Origin of the sequence: Xanthomonas sp. D-109 (assembly GCF_017746095.1) — a bacterium.
Lineage (GTDB): Bacteria > Pseudomonadota > Gammaproteobacteria > Xanthomonadales > Xanthomonadaceae > Xanthomonas_A > Xanthomonas_A sacchari.
In genome coordinates this window covers 13,078-30,267 of the sequence record NZ_JAGHWV010000026.1, presented here as the reverse complement: position 1 = coordinate 30,267, position 17,190 = coordinate 13,078, and the positions used below count along the sequence as shown (strand labels likewise).

General features: G+C 69.2%; 14 protein-coding genes. 2 read left to right on the top strand and 12 right to left on the bottom strand.

The window, feature by feature from the left end:
* Positions 1-14 precede the first annotated feature (14 nt).
* From J7357_RS18815 to J7357_RS18765, 11 genes are all read right to left on the bottom strand, one after another.
* Complete coding sequence (locus J7357_RS18815; RefSeq protein WP_209248817.1) at positions 15-1,775, bottom strand: BatD family protein; 1,761 nt, start codon at positions 1,773-1,775, stop codon at positions 15-17.
* The gene (locus J7357_RS18810) at positions 1,772-3,622 is read right to left on the bottom strand and encodes a VWA domain-containing protein (protein ID WP_209248815.1); all 1,851 of its coding nucleotides are present in this window, start codon (positions 3,620-3,622) and stop codon (positions 1,772-1,774) included. Before J7357_RS18810 ends, J7357_RS18815 begins: the two co-directional genes overlap by 4 nt.
* Positions 3,619-4,641, bottom strand: a complete 1,023-nt coding sequence (locus J7357_RS18805) for a VWA domain-containing protein (protein ID WP_209248813.1) — start codon at positions 4,639-4,641, stop codon at positions 3,619-3,621. Before J7357_RS18805 ends, J7357_RS18810 begins: the two co-directional genes overlap by 4 nt.
* Positions 4,638-5,105: a DUF4381 domain-containing protein gene (locus J7357_RS18800; RefSeq protein WP_209248811.1), complete on the bottom strand. Its 468-nt coding sequence runs from the start codon at positions 5,103-5,105 to the stop codon at positions 4,638-4,640. The genes J7357_RS18805 and J7357_RS18800 overlap by 4 nt, the downstream gene beginning before the upstream one ends.
* Positions 5,102-6,040 carry a DUF58 domain-containing protein gene (locus tag J7357_RS18795; protein ID WP_209248809.1) on the bottom strand — a complete coding sequence of 313 codons (939 nt, stop codon included), beginning with the start codon at positions 6,038-6,040 and terminating at the stop codon, positions 5,102-5,104. The genes J7357_RS18800 and J7357_RS18795 overlap by 4 nt, the downstream gene beginning before the upstream one ends.
* A gap of 58 nt (positions 6,041-6,098) precedes the next feature.
* Positions 6,099-7,118: a MoxR family ATPase gene (locus J7357_RS18790; RefSeq protein WP_209248807.1), complete on the bottom strand. Its 1,020-nt coding sequence runs from the start codon at positions 7,116-7,118 to the stop codon at positions 6,099-6,101.
* Between the two features lie 154 nt (positions 7,119-7,272).
* Positions 7,273-9,195: a type IV pilus secretin PilQ family protein gene (locus tag J7357_RS18785; protein ID WP_209248805.1), complete on the bottom strand. Its 1,923-nt coding sequence runs from the start codon at positions 9,193-9,195 to the stop codon at positions 7,273-7,275.
* A 20-nt stretch (positions 9,196-9,215) separates the two neighbouring features.
* Positions 9,216-9,755: a pilus assembly protein PilP gene (locus tag J7357_RS18780; protein WP_010340868.1), complete on the bottom strand. Its 540-nt coding sequence runs from the start codon at positions 9,753-9,755 to the stop codon at positions 9,216-9,218.
* Positions 9,752-10,426, bottom strand: coding sequence for a type 4a pilus biogenesis protein PilO (locus tag J7357_RS18775; RefSeq protein ID WP_010340866.1), 675 nt, complete (start codon positions 10,424-10,426; stop codon positions 9,752-9,754). Before J7357_RS18775 ends, J7357_RS18780 begins: the two co-directional genes overlap by 4 nt.
* A complete protein-coding gene (locus tag J7357_RS18770) occupies positions 10,423-11,205 on the bottom strand; it encodes a PilN domain-containing protein (protein ID WP_209248803.1) in 783 nt (260 codons plus the stop codon). Before J7357_RS18770 ends, J7357_RS18775 begins: the two co-directional genes overlap by 4 nt.
* The gene (locus tag J7357_RS18765) at positions 11,205-12,263 is read right to left on the bottom strand and encodes a pilus assembly protein PilM (protein ID WP_010341533.1); all 1,059 of its coding nucleotides are present in this window, start codon (positions 12,261-12,263) and stop codon (positions 11,205-11,207) included. The genes J7357_RS18770 and J7357_RS18765 overlap by 1 nt, the downstream gene beginning before the upstream one ends.
* Before the next feature lie 218 nt (positions 12,264-12,481).
* Between J7357_RS18765 and J7357_RS18760 the strand changes: the two genes are divergently transcribed.
* On the top strand, positions 12,482-14,908 hold the full coding sequence (locus J7357_RS18760) for a penicillin-binding protein 1A (RefSeq protein WP_209248801.1): 2,427 nt from the start codon (positions 12,482-12,484) through the stop codon (positions 14,906-14,908).
* A 152-nt stretch (positions 14,909-15,060) separates the two neighbouring features.
* Positions 15,061-15,705, top strand: a complete 645-nt coding sequence (locus J7357_RS18755) for a hypothetical protein (RefSeq protein ID WP_010341535.1) — start codon at positions 15,061-15,063, stop codon at positions 15,703-15,705.
* Between the two features lie 158 nt (positions 15,706-15,863).
* Here the strand turns inward: J7357_RS18755 and J7357_RS18750 are convergent, their stop codons facing one another.
* Complete coding sequence (locus tag J7357_RS18750) at positions 15,864-17,153, bottom strand: citrate synthase (RefSeq protein WP_010341536.1); 1,290 nt, start codon at positions 17,151-17,153, stop codon at positions 15,864-15,866.
* Positions 17,154-17,190: the final 37 nt, after the last annotated feature.

The window sequence follows — 17,190 nt, the reverse complement described above, 5'->3', positions numbered from 1 at the left end:
GAGCCCCCGCCGGCTCAGGCGTTGCGCCTCGGATACAGCGGCGGCAGATCGTCTGCGGCCGCGCCGCGCGTTGCGACGCGCCAGCGTGGGCCGGACGCGAACGCCGTACGAAGCGCAGCACGTGCACCGGCCACATCGCCACCACCGCCCCAGCGCGCGTGCTGCATGCGCAGGACGGCGTCGCGCTGCGCCGGATCGTCAAGACGCTGCACCACCGTATCCAGGTCGGCGACGCCGGCCTGCGCGCACAGGATCGCCGCGACCTCGTCCAACCCGCCGCTGTCCAGCGCCTTGCGCAATTCCGGCAATGCGGCGCGCGCGCGCGCAGGCACCGATGTCGCGCCAGGCGCCGCGTTGGCCGCTGTGGCCGGCAGTGCCGCGACGGCGCGCGAGCGGCGCGCGCGGCGCCAGGCCCAGACCAGGGTCAGCAGCCACAGCACCGCGAAGCCCACGGCCAATCCTATCCACAGCGACAAGGAGGCAAGCCGTCCCTGCAGTGTGTGCGTCGGCGTCACCGCAGTGTCGCCAGGAACCACGCTCAGCGTCGGCGCCGCCGGGCTGACCGGAGCCGGGGCCGGCGCGGGCACGCCCTGTCCGGGCTGCACCTGCAGGGTGAGGTCCGGCAGGCTGGCCTCGCGCGCAGCGCCGGCGCCGACGTCCCACCACGGCATGCGCAGGCCGCGCACCAGCAGCGGGCCCGCTGCCTGCGGCACGATCGAGTAACGGCGGGTGACGGTCACCTGCGGGCCGCCGTCGACGAAGCGTTCCTGTACCTGCGGCGGCTCCGCGAACACCTGCGCGCCATCGACGCTGGGCGTCGGCAATTCGGGGAACTGCGCCTGCGTCGCGCCGCGTGCGGTGGCCTCGACCACGATGTCGGCGGCCTCGCCGGCCTTGGCGCGTTGCGGCGTGGCGGTGTAGCGCAGGCGCAGTTCGTGCAGCGGCAGCCAGGGCTGCGGCGCATTGGCCGGCTGCGCGCGCACCTGCAGGGTCTGCGCAGTGCCGCGCGCATTGAGTTCGCCGCCGCGGCCGAAGTAGTCGTCGAAGAAGCCGGTGGGGCCGCGGCCGTTGAAACGCGCCCCCGGCAACAGCAGTGCGCCGCTGCGTTCGGGGACCAGCAGGTAGTGCCGCTCGATCACCGTATACATGCGTCCGTCGATCTGGCGACGGTTCTGGATATCGTCGCCGACGCGCTGCAGCGACGCGCCGGCCGGCGCGTCCAGGTCGAGCTCACCCGAACTCAGCGGCACGCCGAGATACAACCGCACCACCACGCCCACGCTCTGCTGCACGTACGGCTTTGCATCGTCGACGACGGTCTGCACGAACACATCGGTATTGGCCACCTGCGCCGGCACATCGGCATTGGTGGTGGCCGGCACCGCGGCACTGGCCGCAGCGACCTCCAGCCGCAATGGCGCGGTGCGTTCGTTGCCGACCTGCAGCGACGGGATCTCCAGGGTGCCGGTGTTGCGCGGGGTCAGCATCACGCCGAACAAGGACTTCGCCGAGACCGCGCCGTTGACGATCTGCATCTGCCGGCTCTTGACCTCGTTGCTGAGCGCGAAATCCGCGCGCAACGGCGTGTAGTCCGGCGTGGCCGCGCCCTGGTCGGTCTCGATGTTGAGGGTCACGCCCTCGCCGGCGCCGACGTTGTCGCGGTCCAGCCACGCGCGCGTGGCCGCACCCGCCGGCAACGCCAGCAGCAGCGCGGCCGCTACCATCAGCACCGCGCACAGCCGTGTCCCCTGGCCGAGTCGCCTGAAGTGGATCATGGTTCTTGTTCCCGCTGCCTGCGTTCGTGTTCCAGCCTGAATTTGGCGCGCAGCAGATTGCCCGGATCGTCCGGCACCCGCCGCAACCACGCCTCCACCGCCTGGCGCTGCTCGCGCTGCTGCGGCGTCTCGTTGGCGGCGGCAGCGGCGCGTTCGGCGGCCTGCTTGTCGGCGCCGCCCTGCTGCGCCATCGCCTGCTGCATCTGCTGGCGCTGCGCCGCATCGGCCTGTTGTTGCGCCTGCGCATCGCCGGGCTTCGGCGGCGCCTGCTGCGCGTCCTTGGCGCCATTGCGTCCCTGCTGGCCATCTCGCTGCTGGCCGTTCCGTTGCTGCCCGTCCTTCTGCTGCTGGTCCTTCTGCGCACCGTTCTGCTGTTGACCCGACTGCTGCTGGCCGTTTTGCTGCTGGCCGCTCTGTTGCTGACCGTTCTGCGACTGCCCGCCCTTCTGCTGCTGCCCGTCCTTGCCCTGCTGGCCGGACTTGGAGTTCTGCGACGACTGGCGCTTGCGCGCCGCCTCCACCGCCGCACGGTTGGCGATCGCATCGGCCATCTGCGGATGCAGCTTCAGCGCCTTGTCGTAGGCGTCGATCGCCTCGTCATAGCGACCCTGGCGCGCCAGCGCATTGCCGAGGTTGTACCAGCCGGCGTCGCTGTCGATGCCTTCGAACTGCTGCTGCGCGGCGGCGAAATCGCCCTTGCGATAGGCCTGCACGCCCGCGTCCAGCCGTTGCTGGCGGACCTGGTCGGCACGTTCCCACAACCCGCCTGCGACAGGACCGGGTGGCGGCGTCAAGACCTGTGGCGGCGCCGGTGCCTGCGCATGCACCGGGAGCGGCATCGCCAGCGGCGCCAGCACCAGCAGCAGCACCGCCGCCCCACCGCGACGGCGGAACGCCAGCAATGCCAGCAGCATCAGCGGCGGCAGCAACCAGTAGCCCTGGTCCAGCCAGACCCGGCCATGGCTTTCGTCGGCGGCCGTCGCATCCTCTTCCTGCGGCCGCAGCACGCCCAGCGCGCGCAGATCCGTATCGTCGGGCGTCAGCCCGGCGTAGCGACCGGCGCCGGCCGCCGCCAGCGCGCGCAACGAGCCCGCATCCAGTTGCGCGTGCGCGAGCCGTCCCTGGTCGTCACGGTAGGCGGCGCCTTGCGCGGTCCCCAATCCCAACGCGGACACGTGATAGCCCTGCCCCGCCGCACGCGCCGCCGCCTGTTGCGCCTGCGCGTCGGCCTGGTCGCTGAGCACCAGGATGTCGCCGCGGGAGAAGCCGGCCTGGCGCAGCAACTGCGCCGCCCAGTCGATCGCCAGGTCGGTGCGCTGCCCCGCCACCGGCATCACCTGCGGCGACAGCGCATCCAGGAACAGGCCCACGTTCGCCGCATCGTCGGTCAGCGGCGCCACCGTGTACGGCTCGCCAGCGTAGGCCACCAGCGCCACTTCGCCGCCGGCGCGCTCGTGCAGCAGCCGCGCCAGCTTGGCCCGTGCCTGCAGCAGCCGCGACGGCGGCAGGTCGCGCGCGTCGATCTGTGCGGACAGATCCAGCGCGATCACCAGAGGCGTACGCGCCTGCCACAGCGGCTGCTGTTCCTGCCGCCAACTCGGCCCGGCCAGCGCCAACACGGCCAGCGTATACCCCAGCGCGCCCAGCAACAGGCCGGCGCTGCCCTTGGCATCGCCGCGCGCTAGCAGGTGCGGCAGCAGATGCGGATCCACCGTGCGCCGCCAGATGTCGCGGCGCCGGCGCCGCCGCCACCAGCTCCAGGCCAGCAACGGCAGCAACAGCAGCGCCCACAGCCATTCGGGGCGCAGCAGGTGCAGGGCCTGGAGGAACTCCGCCACGCGGGTCATTGCCGCCTCCAGGGCCAGATGAAGGACAGCAAGGCCAGGACCAGCGCCGCGGCCAACGGCCAGGCGTAGCGTTCGATCCGCGGCCGCACCGCCGGACCGGCCGAACGCACCGGCTCGAGCCGGTCCAGTTCGGCGTAGATCGAGGCCAGCTCGGCGGTATCGCGGGCGCGGAAGAAGCGCCCGCCGGTGTCCTGTGCGATCTTGCGCAGCGTGTCCTCGTCGACCTGGTCGTCGCCGCCACTGCCGGGGATCGGCAGGCCGAACAGGGACATGCCGCCATCGCCACCGAAGGCGATGGTGTACACGCGCACGTGTTCGGCCTTGGCCAGTTCGGCGGCCTTCAGCGGATCGAGCACACCGGCGGTGTTGACGCCGTCGGTGAGCACGATCAGCACGCGCTCGCCTTGCTTCTGCTCGCGCAGGCGCTTGACCGCCAGCGCGATCGCGTCGCCCAGCGCGGTCTCGCGCCCGGCCAGGCCGACCACGCTGTCGCGCAACTGGTCGCGCACCGTGGCCAGATCGGCGGTCAACGGGGTCAGTGCATACGCCTGCTGGCCGAACACCAGCAGGCCGATGCGGTCGCCGTCGCGGCGGTCGAGGAAGTCGGCCAGCACCGCCTTGGCCGCGGTGAGGCGATCGACCACACGTCCGCCCAGGGTCATGTCCGGCTCGCTCATGCTGCCGGACAGATCCACCGCCAACATCAACTGCCGTGCCTGCTGCGGCGGCATGATGGGTTCGCCCAGTTGCAGCGGACGCGCCGCCGCTGCGCACAGGCAGAACCAGGCCAGCCATGCCAGCCACACGCTGGCACGCCACAATCCGCCGCGCGCCGGCGCGGCGGCAACGGCCTGCAGGCGTTCGCCATAGGGCACGCGCAAGGCCGGCGCATTGCCGCGCCGCGCCGGCAGCAGCAGGTTGGCCAGCAACGGCAGCGGCATCGCCAGCCACATCCAGGGCCAGGCGAAACCGGCCAGCAGGTCGCTGAGGCTCTGCCACGACGACGGCAACAGGCTCATCGCCGTCCTCCGCGCCGTGCCGCCATCAGCGCCAGGAACCTGCGCTGCGCCAGCGGCAGCAACGCCTGCACCTGCGCCGGGTCCAGGCTGGGGCGGTAGCCACCGTCGAGCAACACACGGCCGGGACCGGCGGAAAACGCCTGGTGTTTGTCGCCGCCATCCAGGAACCGCAGCCAGGCCTCACCCTGCAACGCCGCAGCGGCCGGATCGTGGCGCTGCGCCGCGCGCCGCAGCAGCTCCGAGACAGCGGCCACCTGCGCCGGCGGTTCGCCCGTACGCGTTGCCGCGTCGAACTGACGCTGCCAGCGCTGCACGCGCCGACGCCGGCGCAACGACACGAACAGCACCGTGCCGATCGCCAGCAGCAGTACCGCGGCCAGCATCCACCAGCCCGGTGCGGGCGGCCACCACGCCGGTGCCGGCGGCAGGTGCACATCGCGCAGAGGCAGTTGCTGCGGGCTCATGGCAGCGCGCCCCGCTGCACCGGCAGCAACCACGACTCGCTGGGCGCGTCGCTCAACAGCACCCGCACCTGCACGCCGCGGCCCGGCAGTTCCGCGGCCAGGCTTTCCAGCGGCTGCACGAACTGCGCGCGCCAGCGCTGCTGCGCGGTGCTCGCCAGCAGATCCACTTCCACGCGGCGACCGCTCGCCCAGAACGGCAGGGCCGCGCGTGGCGGCTGCATTTCCAGCGGATCGGCGAGCAGCAGCAGCTCCACTTCGTTGTGCAGCGCCAGCGCGGCCCAGCGCGCGGCGGGCACTGCCTGTGCGCTGGCCGGATCGGCCAGCACGGTCAGGTGCGATCCCGGACGCAGCAGCTTGGCCGCGTGATCCAGCGCCATGCCCAGGCCCGCGTCGTCCTGCGGCGGCTGTGCGTACCAGCGTGCCAGCGCATCGAGCACACGCAGCACGCCGCGCGGTCCGGACGCGGGCGGCACCGGCGCTTCGCTGCGGCTGCCGCGCAAGGCGGCCAGCCGATCGCCCTGGCGCTGCGCCGCCCACGCCGCCACCGCGCCGGCACGCGCGGCCTGCACCGACTTGAAGCGGACGCGGGTGCCGAAGTACAGCGACGGCGCGGTATCGGCGACGATCAGGCTGAGCCGTTCGCGCTCGGCCTGAAACAATTTGGTGTGGGTGCGGCCGCTGCGCGCAGTCAGGCGCCAGTCGATGTGCCGCACGTCATCGCCCACCACGTACTCGCGCGATTCGGCGTATTCCATGCCGCGCCCACGCATCGGCGACGGGGCGGCACCACTGAGACCATGACGGCCGCGGCGCGGCGGTGGGATGCGCGCGACCGCAGCGCGCAGGGCCACCAGCTCGGCCAGGCTGGGGCGGATCCCCGCCTCGGCCGGCGCGGCGGCGTGCGGCATGCCCGGCGCGGTCGGCTGCGGTGCCATCGTCGTTACTCCGCGCGCAGGCGGGCGGCGGACAGCAGCCGTGCTTGGCGGCGCCCGCTCACGGCGGCGGCACCTTGTCCAGCAAGGCGGCGACCAGGCGATCGCCATCCCAGCCTTCGGCGGTCGCTTCGTAGCTGGGCAGCACGCGATGGCGCAGCACGTCGGCGGCGACCGCGCGCACGTCGTCGGGCGTGACGAAGTCGCGTCCGGCCAGCCACGCCCGGGCGCGGGCGCAACGCTCCAGCGCGATCGAGCCACGCGGGCTTGCCCCCCAGGCGATACGGCGTGCCAACGCAGCGTCGTAGCCGCTGGCGTCGCGCGACGCCAGCACCAGTTCGATCAGATAGCGCTCCAGCGGCGGCGCCATGTGCAACGCCAGCACCGCACGGCGCGCCGCGAACACATCTTCCAGCGGCATGCGCGGCGGCGGTGCCTCGCCCGCCTCCAATGTCTCGCGAGCGCGCTCACGCGCCAGGCGCAGGATTTCCGCTTCCGCGGCCGCTTCCGGATAGCCGATCCGCACATGCATCAGGAAGCGGTCCAACTGCGCCTCCGGCAGCGGGAAGGTGCCTTCCTGCTCGATCGGATTCTGCGTCGCCATCACCAGGAACAGCTTCGGCAGCGCATAGGTATGCCGGCCGACGGTGACCTGGCGCTCGCCCATCGCTTCGAGCAGCGCCGACTGCACCTTGGCCGGCGCGCGGTTGATCTCGTCGGCGAGCAGGATCGGATGGAAGATCGGCCCGGGCAGGAATTCGAAGCGGCTTTCCTGCGGGCGCCACACCTCGGTGCCGGTAAGGTCGGCCGGAAGCAGATCGGGCGTGAACTGCACGCGGGCGAAGTCCGCTTCCAGGCGCGAGGCCAGCGCGCGGATCGCCGTGGTCTTGGCCAGGCCGGGCGCGCCTTCGACCAGCAGATGGCCATCGGCGAGCAGCGCAATCAGCAGGCGTTCCACCAGCGCCGACTGGCCGACGATGGTCTGGGACAGGCCGTCGCGCAGGGCGACGAACGCGGCGTGCAGGCGCTGCTGCTCGGGCGCGGCCGGCGGGGAATCGAGGGGTGAGGAGGACGTGTTCATTTGCGCAGTCTGACCGATCACCGGTGAAAATGGTTCCGCGCGCGGCCGACGCCGCGTGCGGCGAATTCAGGATTTCCTCATCCACGCAGCATAAACGCCGACGGGAGAGGCTTGCGCCTCTCCCGTCGGGAGTTACAGCTGTCTGCGCTGACGCTCAGCCGGCGGGCGAGCGCTTGGCCACGCGCATCAGCTTCGGGGTCACGAAGATCAGCAACTCCGCCTTGTCCTTGCTGCGACCACGCTTCTTGAACAGGTTGCCCAGGAACGGCACGTCGCCCAGGAACGGCACCTTGGAGATGCTGCTGCGATCGGTGAACTCGTAGACACCACCGATGACCACGGTCTGCCCATCATCGACCAGCACGGCCGTGTTGATCTCGCGCCGGTTGATGACAGGAACCTGGCCGTAACCGCTGAGCGTAATGTAGCTATCAACCTCATCCTTCTTCACGTTCATGTTCAAGAAGATGCGGTTGTCGTCGGTGATGGTCGGCGTCACCTTCAGTTCAAGCAGCACTTCCTTGAACTGCACATTCGGCGTGGCGGCAGATCCGCTGGTACCGCCGGTGATGGTGACATAGCCGATTTCCTTGCCTTGCCGGATCACCGCCTCACGCTGGTTGGAGGTCACGATGCGCGGGTTGGAGATCACCTCGCCACGCCCTTCCTCCTGCAGTGCCGACAACTCCATGTCCAGCGAGAAATTGGCACCGAGCAGGGTATACGCGATCGCACCGGGCGTACCCGTGGTGAAGGTGCCGGCGGGCATGTTGAAGTTCAGCCCGCTCGGAATGTTGTGCACGCTGCTGTTGAGGATCGACGTGTTGTTGGCCAGGTTGCCGCTGATCACGCCGGTGTTGTCGCCGTACTGCCGGCGGCCAGCGATACCGAAGCGCGCGCCCAGATCACGCGCGAAAGTATCGGTCGCAATGACGATGCGGCCTTCGATCAGCACCTGGTCGACCGGCCGGTCGATCACGTTGATCAGCTCGCGCATCTGCGCGACCTTCTTCGGGATGTCGCTGATCATCAGCGTGTTGGTGCGCTCGTCGGCGACGAGGCGTCCGCGCGGCGACAGGAAGCCATTGTCGTTCTGGCTGCTTCCACCGCCACCGCCACCGCCGCCACTTCCACCACCACCGCCACCGCCGATGCCCTTGGCCTCGGTCAGCGCCTTGAAGATCGCGCTAGCGCTGTGATAGTTGATCTGCACGTAGTCGGTGATCAGGTCCTCGCGGTTCTCGATCGCGATGCGCGCGTCTTCCTTGTCCTGCTCGAACTTGGCCAGTTCCTGCTGTGGCGCGACCCAGATCACCTTGCCGTCGCGGCGCTTGTCCAGGCCCTTGGCCCGCAGCACGATGTCCAGCGCCTGGTCCCACGGCACGTTGACCAGGCGCAGGGTGACGCTGCCCTGCACGGTGTCGGAGGCGACGATGTTGAGATTGGACTCCTCGGCGATCAACTGCAGCACCGTGCGCACCGGCACGTCCTGGAAGTTGAAGGTCACCGGCTTGCCGCTGTAACCGCGGGCAGCGACCTGCGCAGCGGCCTGACTCACCGTGGTGGCGGTGACCGCGCCCACCGCCGGCGCGGCGGCGCGCGGGGTGATCTCGACCACGTACTCGTTCCCGGATTGATAGGCCAGGGATTCGAAGCCGCCATTGGTGTTCAGCACCAGCTCGGCACCGCCGGCATAGGGCTTGGCATCGATGCGCTGCACCGGGGTCGCGAAGTCGGTGACGTTGAGCGGACGCTGCAGTTCCGGCGGCAGCACGGCGTTGCCGACGTCGACCACGACGTTGTTGCCCTGGGTGCGCAGGTCCGGGCTGGCGCCGCTGCCGTTGAACGACAGGATCAGCCGCCCTGCGCCGCCGTCGCCGCGCTTGAAGTCGATCTTCGACACCGTGAGCTTGGCCGGCGCCGCCGCGGGCGCGACAGGTGCAGCAGCAGGCGCAGCCGGCGGCGCCGCACTGGCGACGACCGCGTTCCCGAGCATCGCCGCCAACCCCAAGGCGCATAGCCGCATCGTCGCGTGGCGCCGGATGGGGCGCAGGCTCAGGGCTTTGGAAAAAGTCATCGTGCTATCCCCATAATCAATCATTGATCGTCCAGCGCGACGGAGGCGGGACGTTCCAGCCAGCCGCCGGCGCCATCCGGCACCAGTTCAATCAAATCGATGCGATCCTCGTGCACCCCGGTCACGCGGCCATCGCTCTGCCCCATGTACACGCCCGGACGCACGCGGTAGGTCACCTTGTCCGGCGCCATCACCAGCGCCACCTGGCCCGCACCGCTGCCCAGCGTGCCGACCATGTTGAGGCTGTCCAGCGGGAACTGTTCCAGCGGCTCCTTGCGGCGGTTCGGATCCGGGCGCAGGCCGCTGCTGCCGTCGGGGTTGGCCCAGGCATCGCTGAACGGATCGCGTAGGCCCTGCGCCGCATACTCGAAGGTCTCGAACTGCTGCATCACCGGCAACGGCTCCAGCGGCTGCGCCGGTCGCGCGCGCACTTCCTTCACCCAGTTCTCCAGGTTCGGCGCATCGCCCGGCGTGCTGGTAATGGTGCGACCACACGCGCCAAGCACCAGCGCCAGCGCGGCCGCGGCGAGAATCCTGACCATGCGTTGCTGCCGGCTCATGCGCCACCGCCTTGCTTGCCGGCCTTCTTCGCGGCCGCGGCAGCCTGTTCCTGGTCGGCCATTTCCTTGTCGTCCAGGTACCGGTAGGTCTTGACCGTGCCGGACAGTTCCAGCTCGCCGCGCGCGGTGATGCCGTTGCTCTTGTCGCGCGGCTTCAGGTTGATGTCGTGCATGGTCAGGATCACCACCCGCGGCAGCGAGGCCACACCGCTGACGAAGGCGCCGAACTGGTGGTAGCTGCCGACCATGCGCAGGGCGATCGGCTTCTCCGCGTAGAACTCCTTCGGCGACTCCGGACCCGGCTGGAACAGCTCGTTGGTCAGGCCGCTGGACAGCGCGGTCTGCGAGATGTCGATGATCAGGTCGGGCATCTCGGTCTTGCTGGGCAGCTGCCGCAGCATCTGTTGCAGCACCTGCTCCATCTGCACCAGTTGCTGTTTCAGCGGCTGCAGGTTCACCGCCCGGCTCTGTTCCTTCTCGAAGGAGGCGCGCAGCTCGGTTTCCTTCTGCTCCAGCGTCTGCAACTCGTCGCTCTTGCTGCTGATCAGCAGGAACCAGGAAATGGCCAGGATGAACAGGGTCACCAGCACGCAGAACACGATCTTGGCCTGCTGTGGCCAATTGCCGAGATTGTTGAAATCCAGCTCTTTGATGTTGAATTTCTTGCTCATGACGCCGGTCCCTGTTGCACTGGCTTGGCGGCGGGAGCCGGCGCGGTGGCCGGCGCCGGTGCGGCGGCGCTACCCGTGGCAGGTGCGGGGGCAGCCGGTGCCTGCGCCGGCGCGCCTGGCGCGCCGCCGGCAGGTGCTGCGCCCGGCGTCGCGGGCGTCGCCGCACCGCCGGGGGCCGTCGCGTCGGCCGCCGGATCGGTGCTCTCGCCGGGCACCGGCAGCTTGACCCGCAGCGTGAACACGTACGGCAGCGCCTTGGTGTCGACGATCGGGCCCTTGGCTTCCTTCTCCTGCGCCTTGGCCTCGATCACCGTCAGCTCCGGATTGGTCATCCAGCCCGAACCTTCCAGGTTGCGCATGTAGGTACTGACCCGCGCATTGGACTGCGAGCGGCCTTCCAGGGTCAGCATGTCGCCCTCCTGCTTCACCGAGGTCAGCACCACGCCGTCGGGAATGGTCCGCACCAGCGAGTCGAACAGGTGCACCATCTGCGAGCGCTTGGCCTGCAGTTCCTCGATGACCTGCTTGCGCGCCAGCAGCCGGCGCTTCTTCTCGTCGAGGGTGTCGATTTCCTTGTTCTGCGCCTGGACCTTCTCGATCTCGGTCTGCAGATACGCGTTGCGCTCGTTCTGGCCGCTGATCTGCAGGTCGTAGTAGAACCAGATCAGCCCCGCCAGCAGCACCCCGGCGAACGCGGCCAGGCCAAGCATCGAATAGAACTCGCGTTCGCGCTGCTTGCGCCGTTCCGCCCGCCAGGGCAGCAGATTGATCTTCGCCATCAGTCGAAGCTCCTCAGCGCCAGGCCGGTGGCGATCATCAGCGCCGGCGCGTCCTGGGCCAGCGCATGCGCCTGGACCTTCGGCCCCAGGGTCATCTGCGCCAACGGGTTGGCGACCACCGTGGCCACGCCGAGTTGCTCCTCCACCATCTCCGGCAGCCCGGCCAGGGCGGCACAGCCACCCGCCAGGACGATGTGGTCGACCCGGTTGAATTCGCTGCCGGCGTAGAAGAACTGCAGCAGGCGGCTGATCTGCTGCACCGTGGCTTCCTTGAACGGTTCCAGCACCTCGACCTCGTAGCTCTCCGGCAGCCCGCCCTGGCGCTTGGCCATGCCGGCTTCCTCGTAGGTCAGGCCGTAGCGGCGCATCACTTCGTCGGTTAGCTGCTTGCCGCCGAACACCTGTTCGCGGCTGTACAGGCTGCGCCCGCCGCGCAGGACATTGAGCGTGGTCATGGTGGCGCCGATGTCGACCAGGGCGACGATGCCGTCGGCGGCCACCGGCAGCTCGCTGGCCACCAGCGCGAAGGCGTTCTCGACCGCAAAGGCCTCCACGTCCATCACCTTGGCCACCAGGCCGCCCAGTTCAAGGGCCGACTGGCGCAGTTCCACGTTCTCCGAGCGCGAGGCCGCCAGCAGCACCTGCACCATTTCGGGGTTGTTGGGAATGACGCCCAGCACCTCGAAATCCAGGTTCACTTCGTCGATCGGGTACGGGATGTAGTTCACCGCCTCCAGCTCGACCTGGGCTTCCAGCTCGTTCTCGTCCAGTTCGGCCGGCATCGGGATCACCTTGGTGATCACCGCCGAACCGGCCACGGCAGCCGCGGCATGCTTGGCACGGGTGCCGGAGCGGGTCACGGCGCGGCGGATCGCCTCGCCCACCGCCTCGACCTCGACGATGTTCTTTTCGACCACGGCGTTGGGCGGCAAGGGTTCGACGGCGTAATGCTCGACGCGGAACCGGTTGCCGTTACGCGAAAGCTGCAGCAGCTTGACCGCGGTCGAGCTGATGTCGATGCCGATCAGCGGCTGCTGACTCTTTGGGATAAGCCCCACGGATTTTCCCCTGCCGGCGGGCACTTGGACGCCAATGTTGCGCCAGCGCATTAATAACAAATTTTTTGCAATTGGCAACCGCCCGGTTGCATACCGCGATCCGTGTCACGGCATGACCTGCGGCAGCAAACCCGTCGCATCCCCGGAACCGGCCCCAGCCGTTCCCCGGCGTACTCTATACTCTGCGCCCAAGAAATCTGCAATCGGAATCTCTCGCGATGCCCCGTTTTCGTCGTTGGCTGCGCTGGGCGCTGGTCTTGTTCGTCCTCCTCGGCCTGGTCGGCGCCGCCGTGGCAGGCGGGCTGTACTACGTCGTCTCCTCCAAACTCCCGGACGTGCAGACCCTGCGCAAGGTCGAACTGCAGGAGCCGATGTACGTCTACTCCAGCGACGGCAAGCTGATGGCGCTGTTCGGCGAGACCCGACGCTACCCCATCACCATGAAGGACGTGCCGGAGCGGCTGAAGCAGGCCTTCCTGGCCACCGAGGACGCCCGCTTCTACGAGCATGGCGGCGTCGACTACAAGGGCATCGCCCGCGCGGTGTGGCTGCTGGCCACCACCAACGACAAGCGCGTGCCGGGCGGCTCCACCATCACCCAGCAGGTCGCCCGCCAGTTCTTCCTGAGCTCGGAGTACAGCTACACCCGCAAGCTGGCGGAGATCCTGCTGGCGCGCAAGATCGAGGCCGAGCTGACCAAGGACGAGATCTTCGAGCTGTATCTGAACAAGAGCTTCTTCGGCAACCGCGCCTACGGCATCGCCGCCGCCGCCGAGTACTACTACGGCAAGAAGCTCAACGAGCTGAGCCTGGACGAGATGGCCTCCCTGGCCGGCATCCCCAAGTTCCCCTCCAGCGGCAACCCGATCAGCAACCCCGAGCGCGCCAAGCAGCGCCGCGACAACTATGTGCTCAGCCGCATGGCCGCGCTGGGCTTCATCACCCCGGCCGAGGCCGAGGCGGCCAAGGCGGTGCCGATGCACGCCGCCCCGCATGAGCGTCCGGTCGAGGTCGAGGCCCCGTACGTGGCCGAACTGGTGCGCCAGGAGATGATCGCGCGCTTCGGCGGCGACGTGCTGGACAAGGGCTACCACGTCTACACCAGCATCGATTCGACCCTGCAGACCGCGGCCAACCATGCGGTGCGCGAGGGCCTGGTCGTCTACGATCGTCGCCATGGCTGGCATGGCGTCGAGAAGCACTTCGACGTCCCCGCCAATGCCGATGCGGCGGCGCTGGCCAGCCACCTGAGCGGCGTCTACGTGCAGGGCGGGATGCTGCCGAGCATCGTCGCCAGCACCGGCAGCGACGGCAGTGCGACCGTGGTGCTCGCCAACAAGACCGAACTGGTGCTGCCGGTGGCCGCCAGCCGCTGGACCGGGCGCAGCCCGGCCACCCTGCTCAAGCGTGGCGACCTGGTGCGCATCCAGGCCGGCGACAAGCCGGGCGAATGGGAGATCACCCAGATCCCGCGCGGCCAGGCCGCCCTGGTCTCGCTGGACGCCAACAACGGCGCGCTGCGCGCCATGGTCGGCGGCTTCAGCTACGCCGGCAACAAGTTCAACCGCGCCACCCAGGCGCGCCGCCAACCGGGTTCGAGCTTCAAGCCGTTCCTGTACGCTGCCTCGTTCGAGAAGGGCTTCAACCCGGCTTCGATCGTGCTCGACGCGCCGGTGGTGTTCCGCGACCGCCGCGGCAAGACCTGGTCGCCGCAGAACGACGGCGGCGGCTTCCGCGGCCCGATGCGCCTGCGCGAAGCGCTGGTGCAGTCGCGCAACCTGGTCTCGGTGCGTCTGCTGGACGCCATCGGCGTGGACTTCGCGCGCAAGTACATCAGCCAGTTCGGCTTCCAGGAGGCCGAGCTGCCGCCGAACCTGTCGATGTCGCTGGGCACCGCCTCGCTGACCCCGCTGTCGGTGGCGCGCGGCTATACCGTGTTCGCCAACGGCGGCTCGCTGGTCAACACCTGGATCATCGACAAGGTCACCGACCGCGACGGCAAGGTGCTGTTCCAGGAGCATCCGCTGACCGCCTGCCGCAGTTGCGGCAGCGTCGGCGGCAACGCCGCGCCGGTCAGCCAGGTGGTGGACGGCTTCAACTTCGGCGCGGCCACGCCGCCGCCGACGGCCAAGCCGGCAGAGACCGCGGCCACGGCGGCTGCAGCGGAGAAGCCCGCCGACCCGGAGGCCAAGGTGGCGCCGCGCGCCATCGACGAGCGCACCGCCTATCAGTTGGTGTCGATGATGCGCGACGTGGTCCAGCGCGGCACCGGCACCCCGGCCAAGGTGCTCGGCCGCGAGGACATCGGCGGCAAGACCGGCTCCACCAACGACCATCGCGACGCCTGGTTCTCCGGCTTCGGCGGCCCGTACGTGACCACGGTGTGGGTCGGCCGCGACGACTACCGTTCGCTCGGCTACCGCGAGTACGGCGGCAAGGCGGCGCTGCCGATCTGGATCGACTACATGCGGGTCGCGCTGAAGGACCAGCCGATCGCCCGCAACGATCCGCCGGGCGGCATGGTCCAGGTCAGCCTCAACGGCGCAACGGAATGGGTCAAGACAGAGGACATGGACCGCATCCAGCAGTTCGACGAAAGCCTGCAGGACCAGAAGACCGACGACGCGGCCTTCGACATCTTCTGATCGCGTCGTGTCCCCCGCCCCGGCGCTGGCCGGGGCAGTTCCCGCCGGGCGCGCCTCGCCCGGCGGACGCCGCCTCAGGCAGCGGCGCCGGCTACACCCGAATTTCGCAAGGCTGCGGTACAGTCGGGGCAGGCTTTGAGGGGAGGCGCTCCATGCACCACGCTCGGCAACATGCCCGGACCCGCACGCACGAACGCCGCCGCCGGCTGGCGCACGAAGCCGCCCGCCTGATGGCCGAAGGCGGCATCCGCGATTTCCACCAGGCCAAGCTCAAGGCCGCCGACCGGCTCGGCATCCACGACGACGCCTCGCTGCCGCGCAACAGCGAGATCGAGGACGCCCTGCGCGAATACCAGCGCCTGTTCGCCGGCCCCGACCATGCCGGCGAACTGCGCCGGCGGCGCGAGGCGGCGCTGCGCGCGATGGACTTCCTGCACGCGTTCGCGCCGCGCCTGGCCGGGCCGGTGCACGACGGCACCGCCGACGCCAACAGCCCGGTGCAGTTGCACCTGCACAGCGACGATGCCGAGGCGGTGGCGCGCTTCCTCGAAGAGCACCGCATCCCGGCCGAGTTGCGCAGCCGCCGGCTGCGCCTGGACCGCGAGCGCAGCGAGGACTTCCCGGTGTGGCTGTTCACCGCCGAGGAGCTGACCTTCGACCTGACCGTGCTGCCCTACGACGCGCTGCGCCAGGCGCCGCTGTCGCAGGTGGACGAGAAGCCGATGCGCCGCGCCTCGATGCCGCAACTGCGGCAACTGCTGACCGAGCAGGACATCGCCGACTACCAGTACGGCTGAGCGCGACGGCGCGCCACGCGCTGGCTGTGGCGGGCGCCGTGCCATGGCGCATGCGCGCGCGTGCGCGGCGAGGCGGATGGCAGTCCTTCCCCGCTTCGACCGCGCAAACAAAAACGCCCCGCGAGGCGGGGCGTTCCTGACAGCGATGCGGCGATCGATCAGCGCTTGTCGGTGCTGGTGTAGTCGCGCTTGTCGTAGCCGGTGTAGATCTGGCGTGGACGGCCGATCTTCATTTCCGGGTCGACCTGCTGCTCCAGCCAGTGCGAGACCCAGCCGGCGGTACGGGCGATGGCGAACATCACGGTGAACATCTCCACCGGAATGTTCAGCGCCTTGTAGATGATGCCCGAGTAGAAGTCGACGTTCGGGTACAGCTTGCGCTGCACGAAGTAGTCGTCCTTCAGCGCGGCCTCTTCCAGTTTCAGCGCCACTTCGAGCAGCGGGTCGTTGACGCCCAGCTCGCCCAGCACCTTGTGGGTCATCTCGCGGATGATCTTCGCGCGGGGGTCGAAGTTCTTGTACACGCGGTGGCCGAAGCCCATCAGGCGGAAGCTCGAGTTCTTGTCCTTGGCCTTGGCCACGGCGCTCTCGACGTTGTCGGCGGTGCCGATCTCTTCCAGCATCTTCAGCACGGCTTCGTTGGCGCCGCCATGCGCCGGGCCCCACAGCGCGGTGATGCCGGCGGCGACCGAGGCGTACGGGTTGGCGCCGGTGGAACCGACCAGACGCACGGTCGAGGTCGAGGCGTTCTGCTCGTGGTCGGCGTGCAGGATGAACAGCAGGTCCAGGGCCTTGGCCACGACCGGGTTCATCTGCAGCTGCTCGCTCGGCACCTCGAACATCATGTGCAGGAAGCGCTCGACGTAGCCGAGGTTGTTGCGCGGGTAGCGGATCGGCCAGCCGATGGAGTAGCGGTAGGCGGCGGCGGCGATGGTCGGCACCTTGGCGATCAGGCGGATCGCGGCCAGGCGGCGCTGCTCCGGATCGTTGAGGTCGAGGGTGTCGTGGTAGAACGCCGACAGCGAGGCCACGCTACCGGCCAGCATCGCCATCGGGTGCGCGTCGTGGCGGAAGCCGCCGAGGAAGTTCTTCAGCGACTCGTGCATCATCGTGTGATGCGTCACTTCGTGGTCGAACTTCTTGAATTCGTCGGCGGTGGGCAGCTCGCCGTTCATCAGCAGGTAGGCCACTTCGAGGAAGTTGGACTTCTCGGCCAGCTGCTCGATCGGGTAGCCGCGGTACAGCAGCACGCCGTTGTCGCCGTCGATGTAGGTGATCGCCGACTTGCAGCTGGCGGTCGCGGTGAAGCCCGAGTCGTAGGTGAAGAGACCGGTCTCCTTGGTCAACTTGGAAATGTCGACGCAATCGTTGCCCAGGGTGGGCTTGAGTACCGGAAGAACGACCGACTTGTCGCCGGCGTTCAACGTGACCTGATCAAGATCGGACACAGTGTGCGCTCCTCGATGGAAGGCGCCTGTCCGATTA

What these genes read in the sequence shown, in the direction of transcription:
- J7357_RS18780 (WP_010340868.1), bottom strand. Translation starts at nt 9,755, where the DNA reads ATGAGCCGGCAGCAACGCATGGTCAGGATTCTCGCCGCGGCCGCGCTG.
- J7357_RS18815 (WP_209248817.1), bottom strand. Translation starts at nt 1,775, where the DNA reads ATGATCCACTTCAGGCGACTCGGCCAGGGGACACGGCTGTGCGCGGTG.
- J7357_RS18785 (WP_209248805.1), bottom strand. Translation starts at nt 9,195, where the DNA reads ATGACTTTTTCCAAAGCCCTGAGCCTGCGCCCCATCCGGCGCCACGCG.
- J7357_RS18810 (WP_209248815.1), bottom strand. Translation starts at nt 3,622, where the DNA reads ATGACCCGCGTGGCGGAGTTCCTCCAGGCCCTGCACCTGCTGCGCCCC.
- J7357_RS18790 (WP_209248807.1), bottom strand. Translation starts at nt 7,118, where the DNA reads ATGAACACGTCCTCCTCACCCCTCGATTCCCCGCCGGCCGCGCCCGAG.
- J7357_RS18805 (WP_209248813.1), bottom strand. Translation starts at nt 4,641, where the DNA reads ATGAGCCTGTTGCCGTCGTCGTGGCAGAGCCTCAGCGACCTGCTGGCC.
- J7357_RS18795 (WP_209248809.1), bottom strand. Translation starts at nt 6,040, where the DNA reads ATGGCACCGCAGCCGACCGCGCCGGGCATGCCGCACGCCGCCGCGCCG.
- J7357_RS18760 (WP_209248801.1), top strand. Translation starts at nt 12,482, where the DNA reads ATGCCCCGTTTTCGTCGTTGGCTGCGCTGGGCGCTGGTCTTGTTCGTC.
- J7357_RS18755 (WP_010341535.1), top strand. Translation starts at nt 15,061, where the DNA reads ATGCACCACGCTCGGCAACATGCCCGGACCCGCACGCACGAACGCCGC.
- J7357_RS18800 (WP_209248811.1), bottom strand. Translation starts at nt 5,105, where the DNA reads ATGAGCCCGCAGCAACTGCCTCTGCGCGATGTGCACCTGCCGCCGGCA.
- J7357_RS18775 (WP_010340866.1), bottom strand. Translation starts at nt 10,426, where the DNA reads ATGAGCAAGAAATTCAACATCAAAGAGCTGGATTTCAACAATCTCGGC.
- J7357_RS18770 (WP_209248803.1), bottom strand. Translation starts at nt 11,205, where the DNA reads ATGGCGAAGATCAATCTGCTGCCCTGGCGGGCGGAACGGCGCAAGCAG.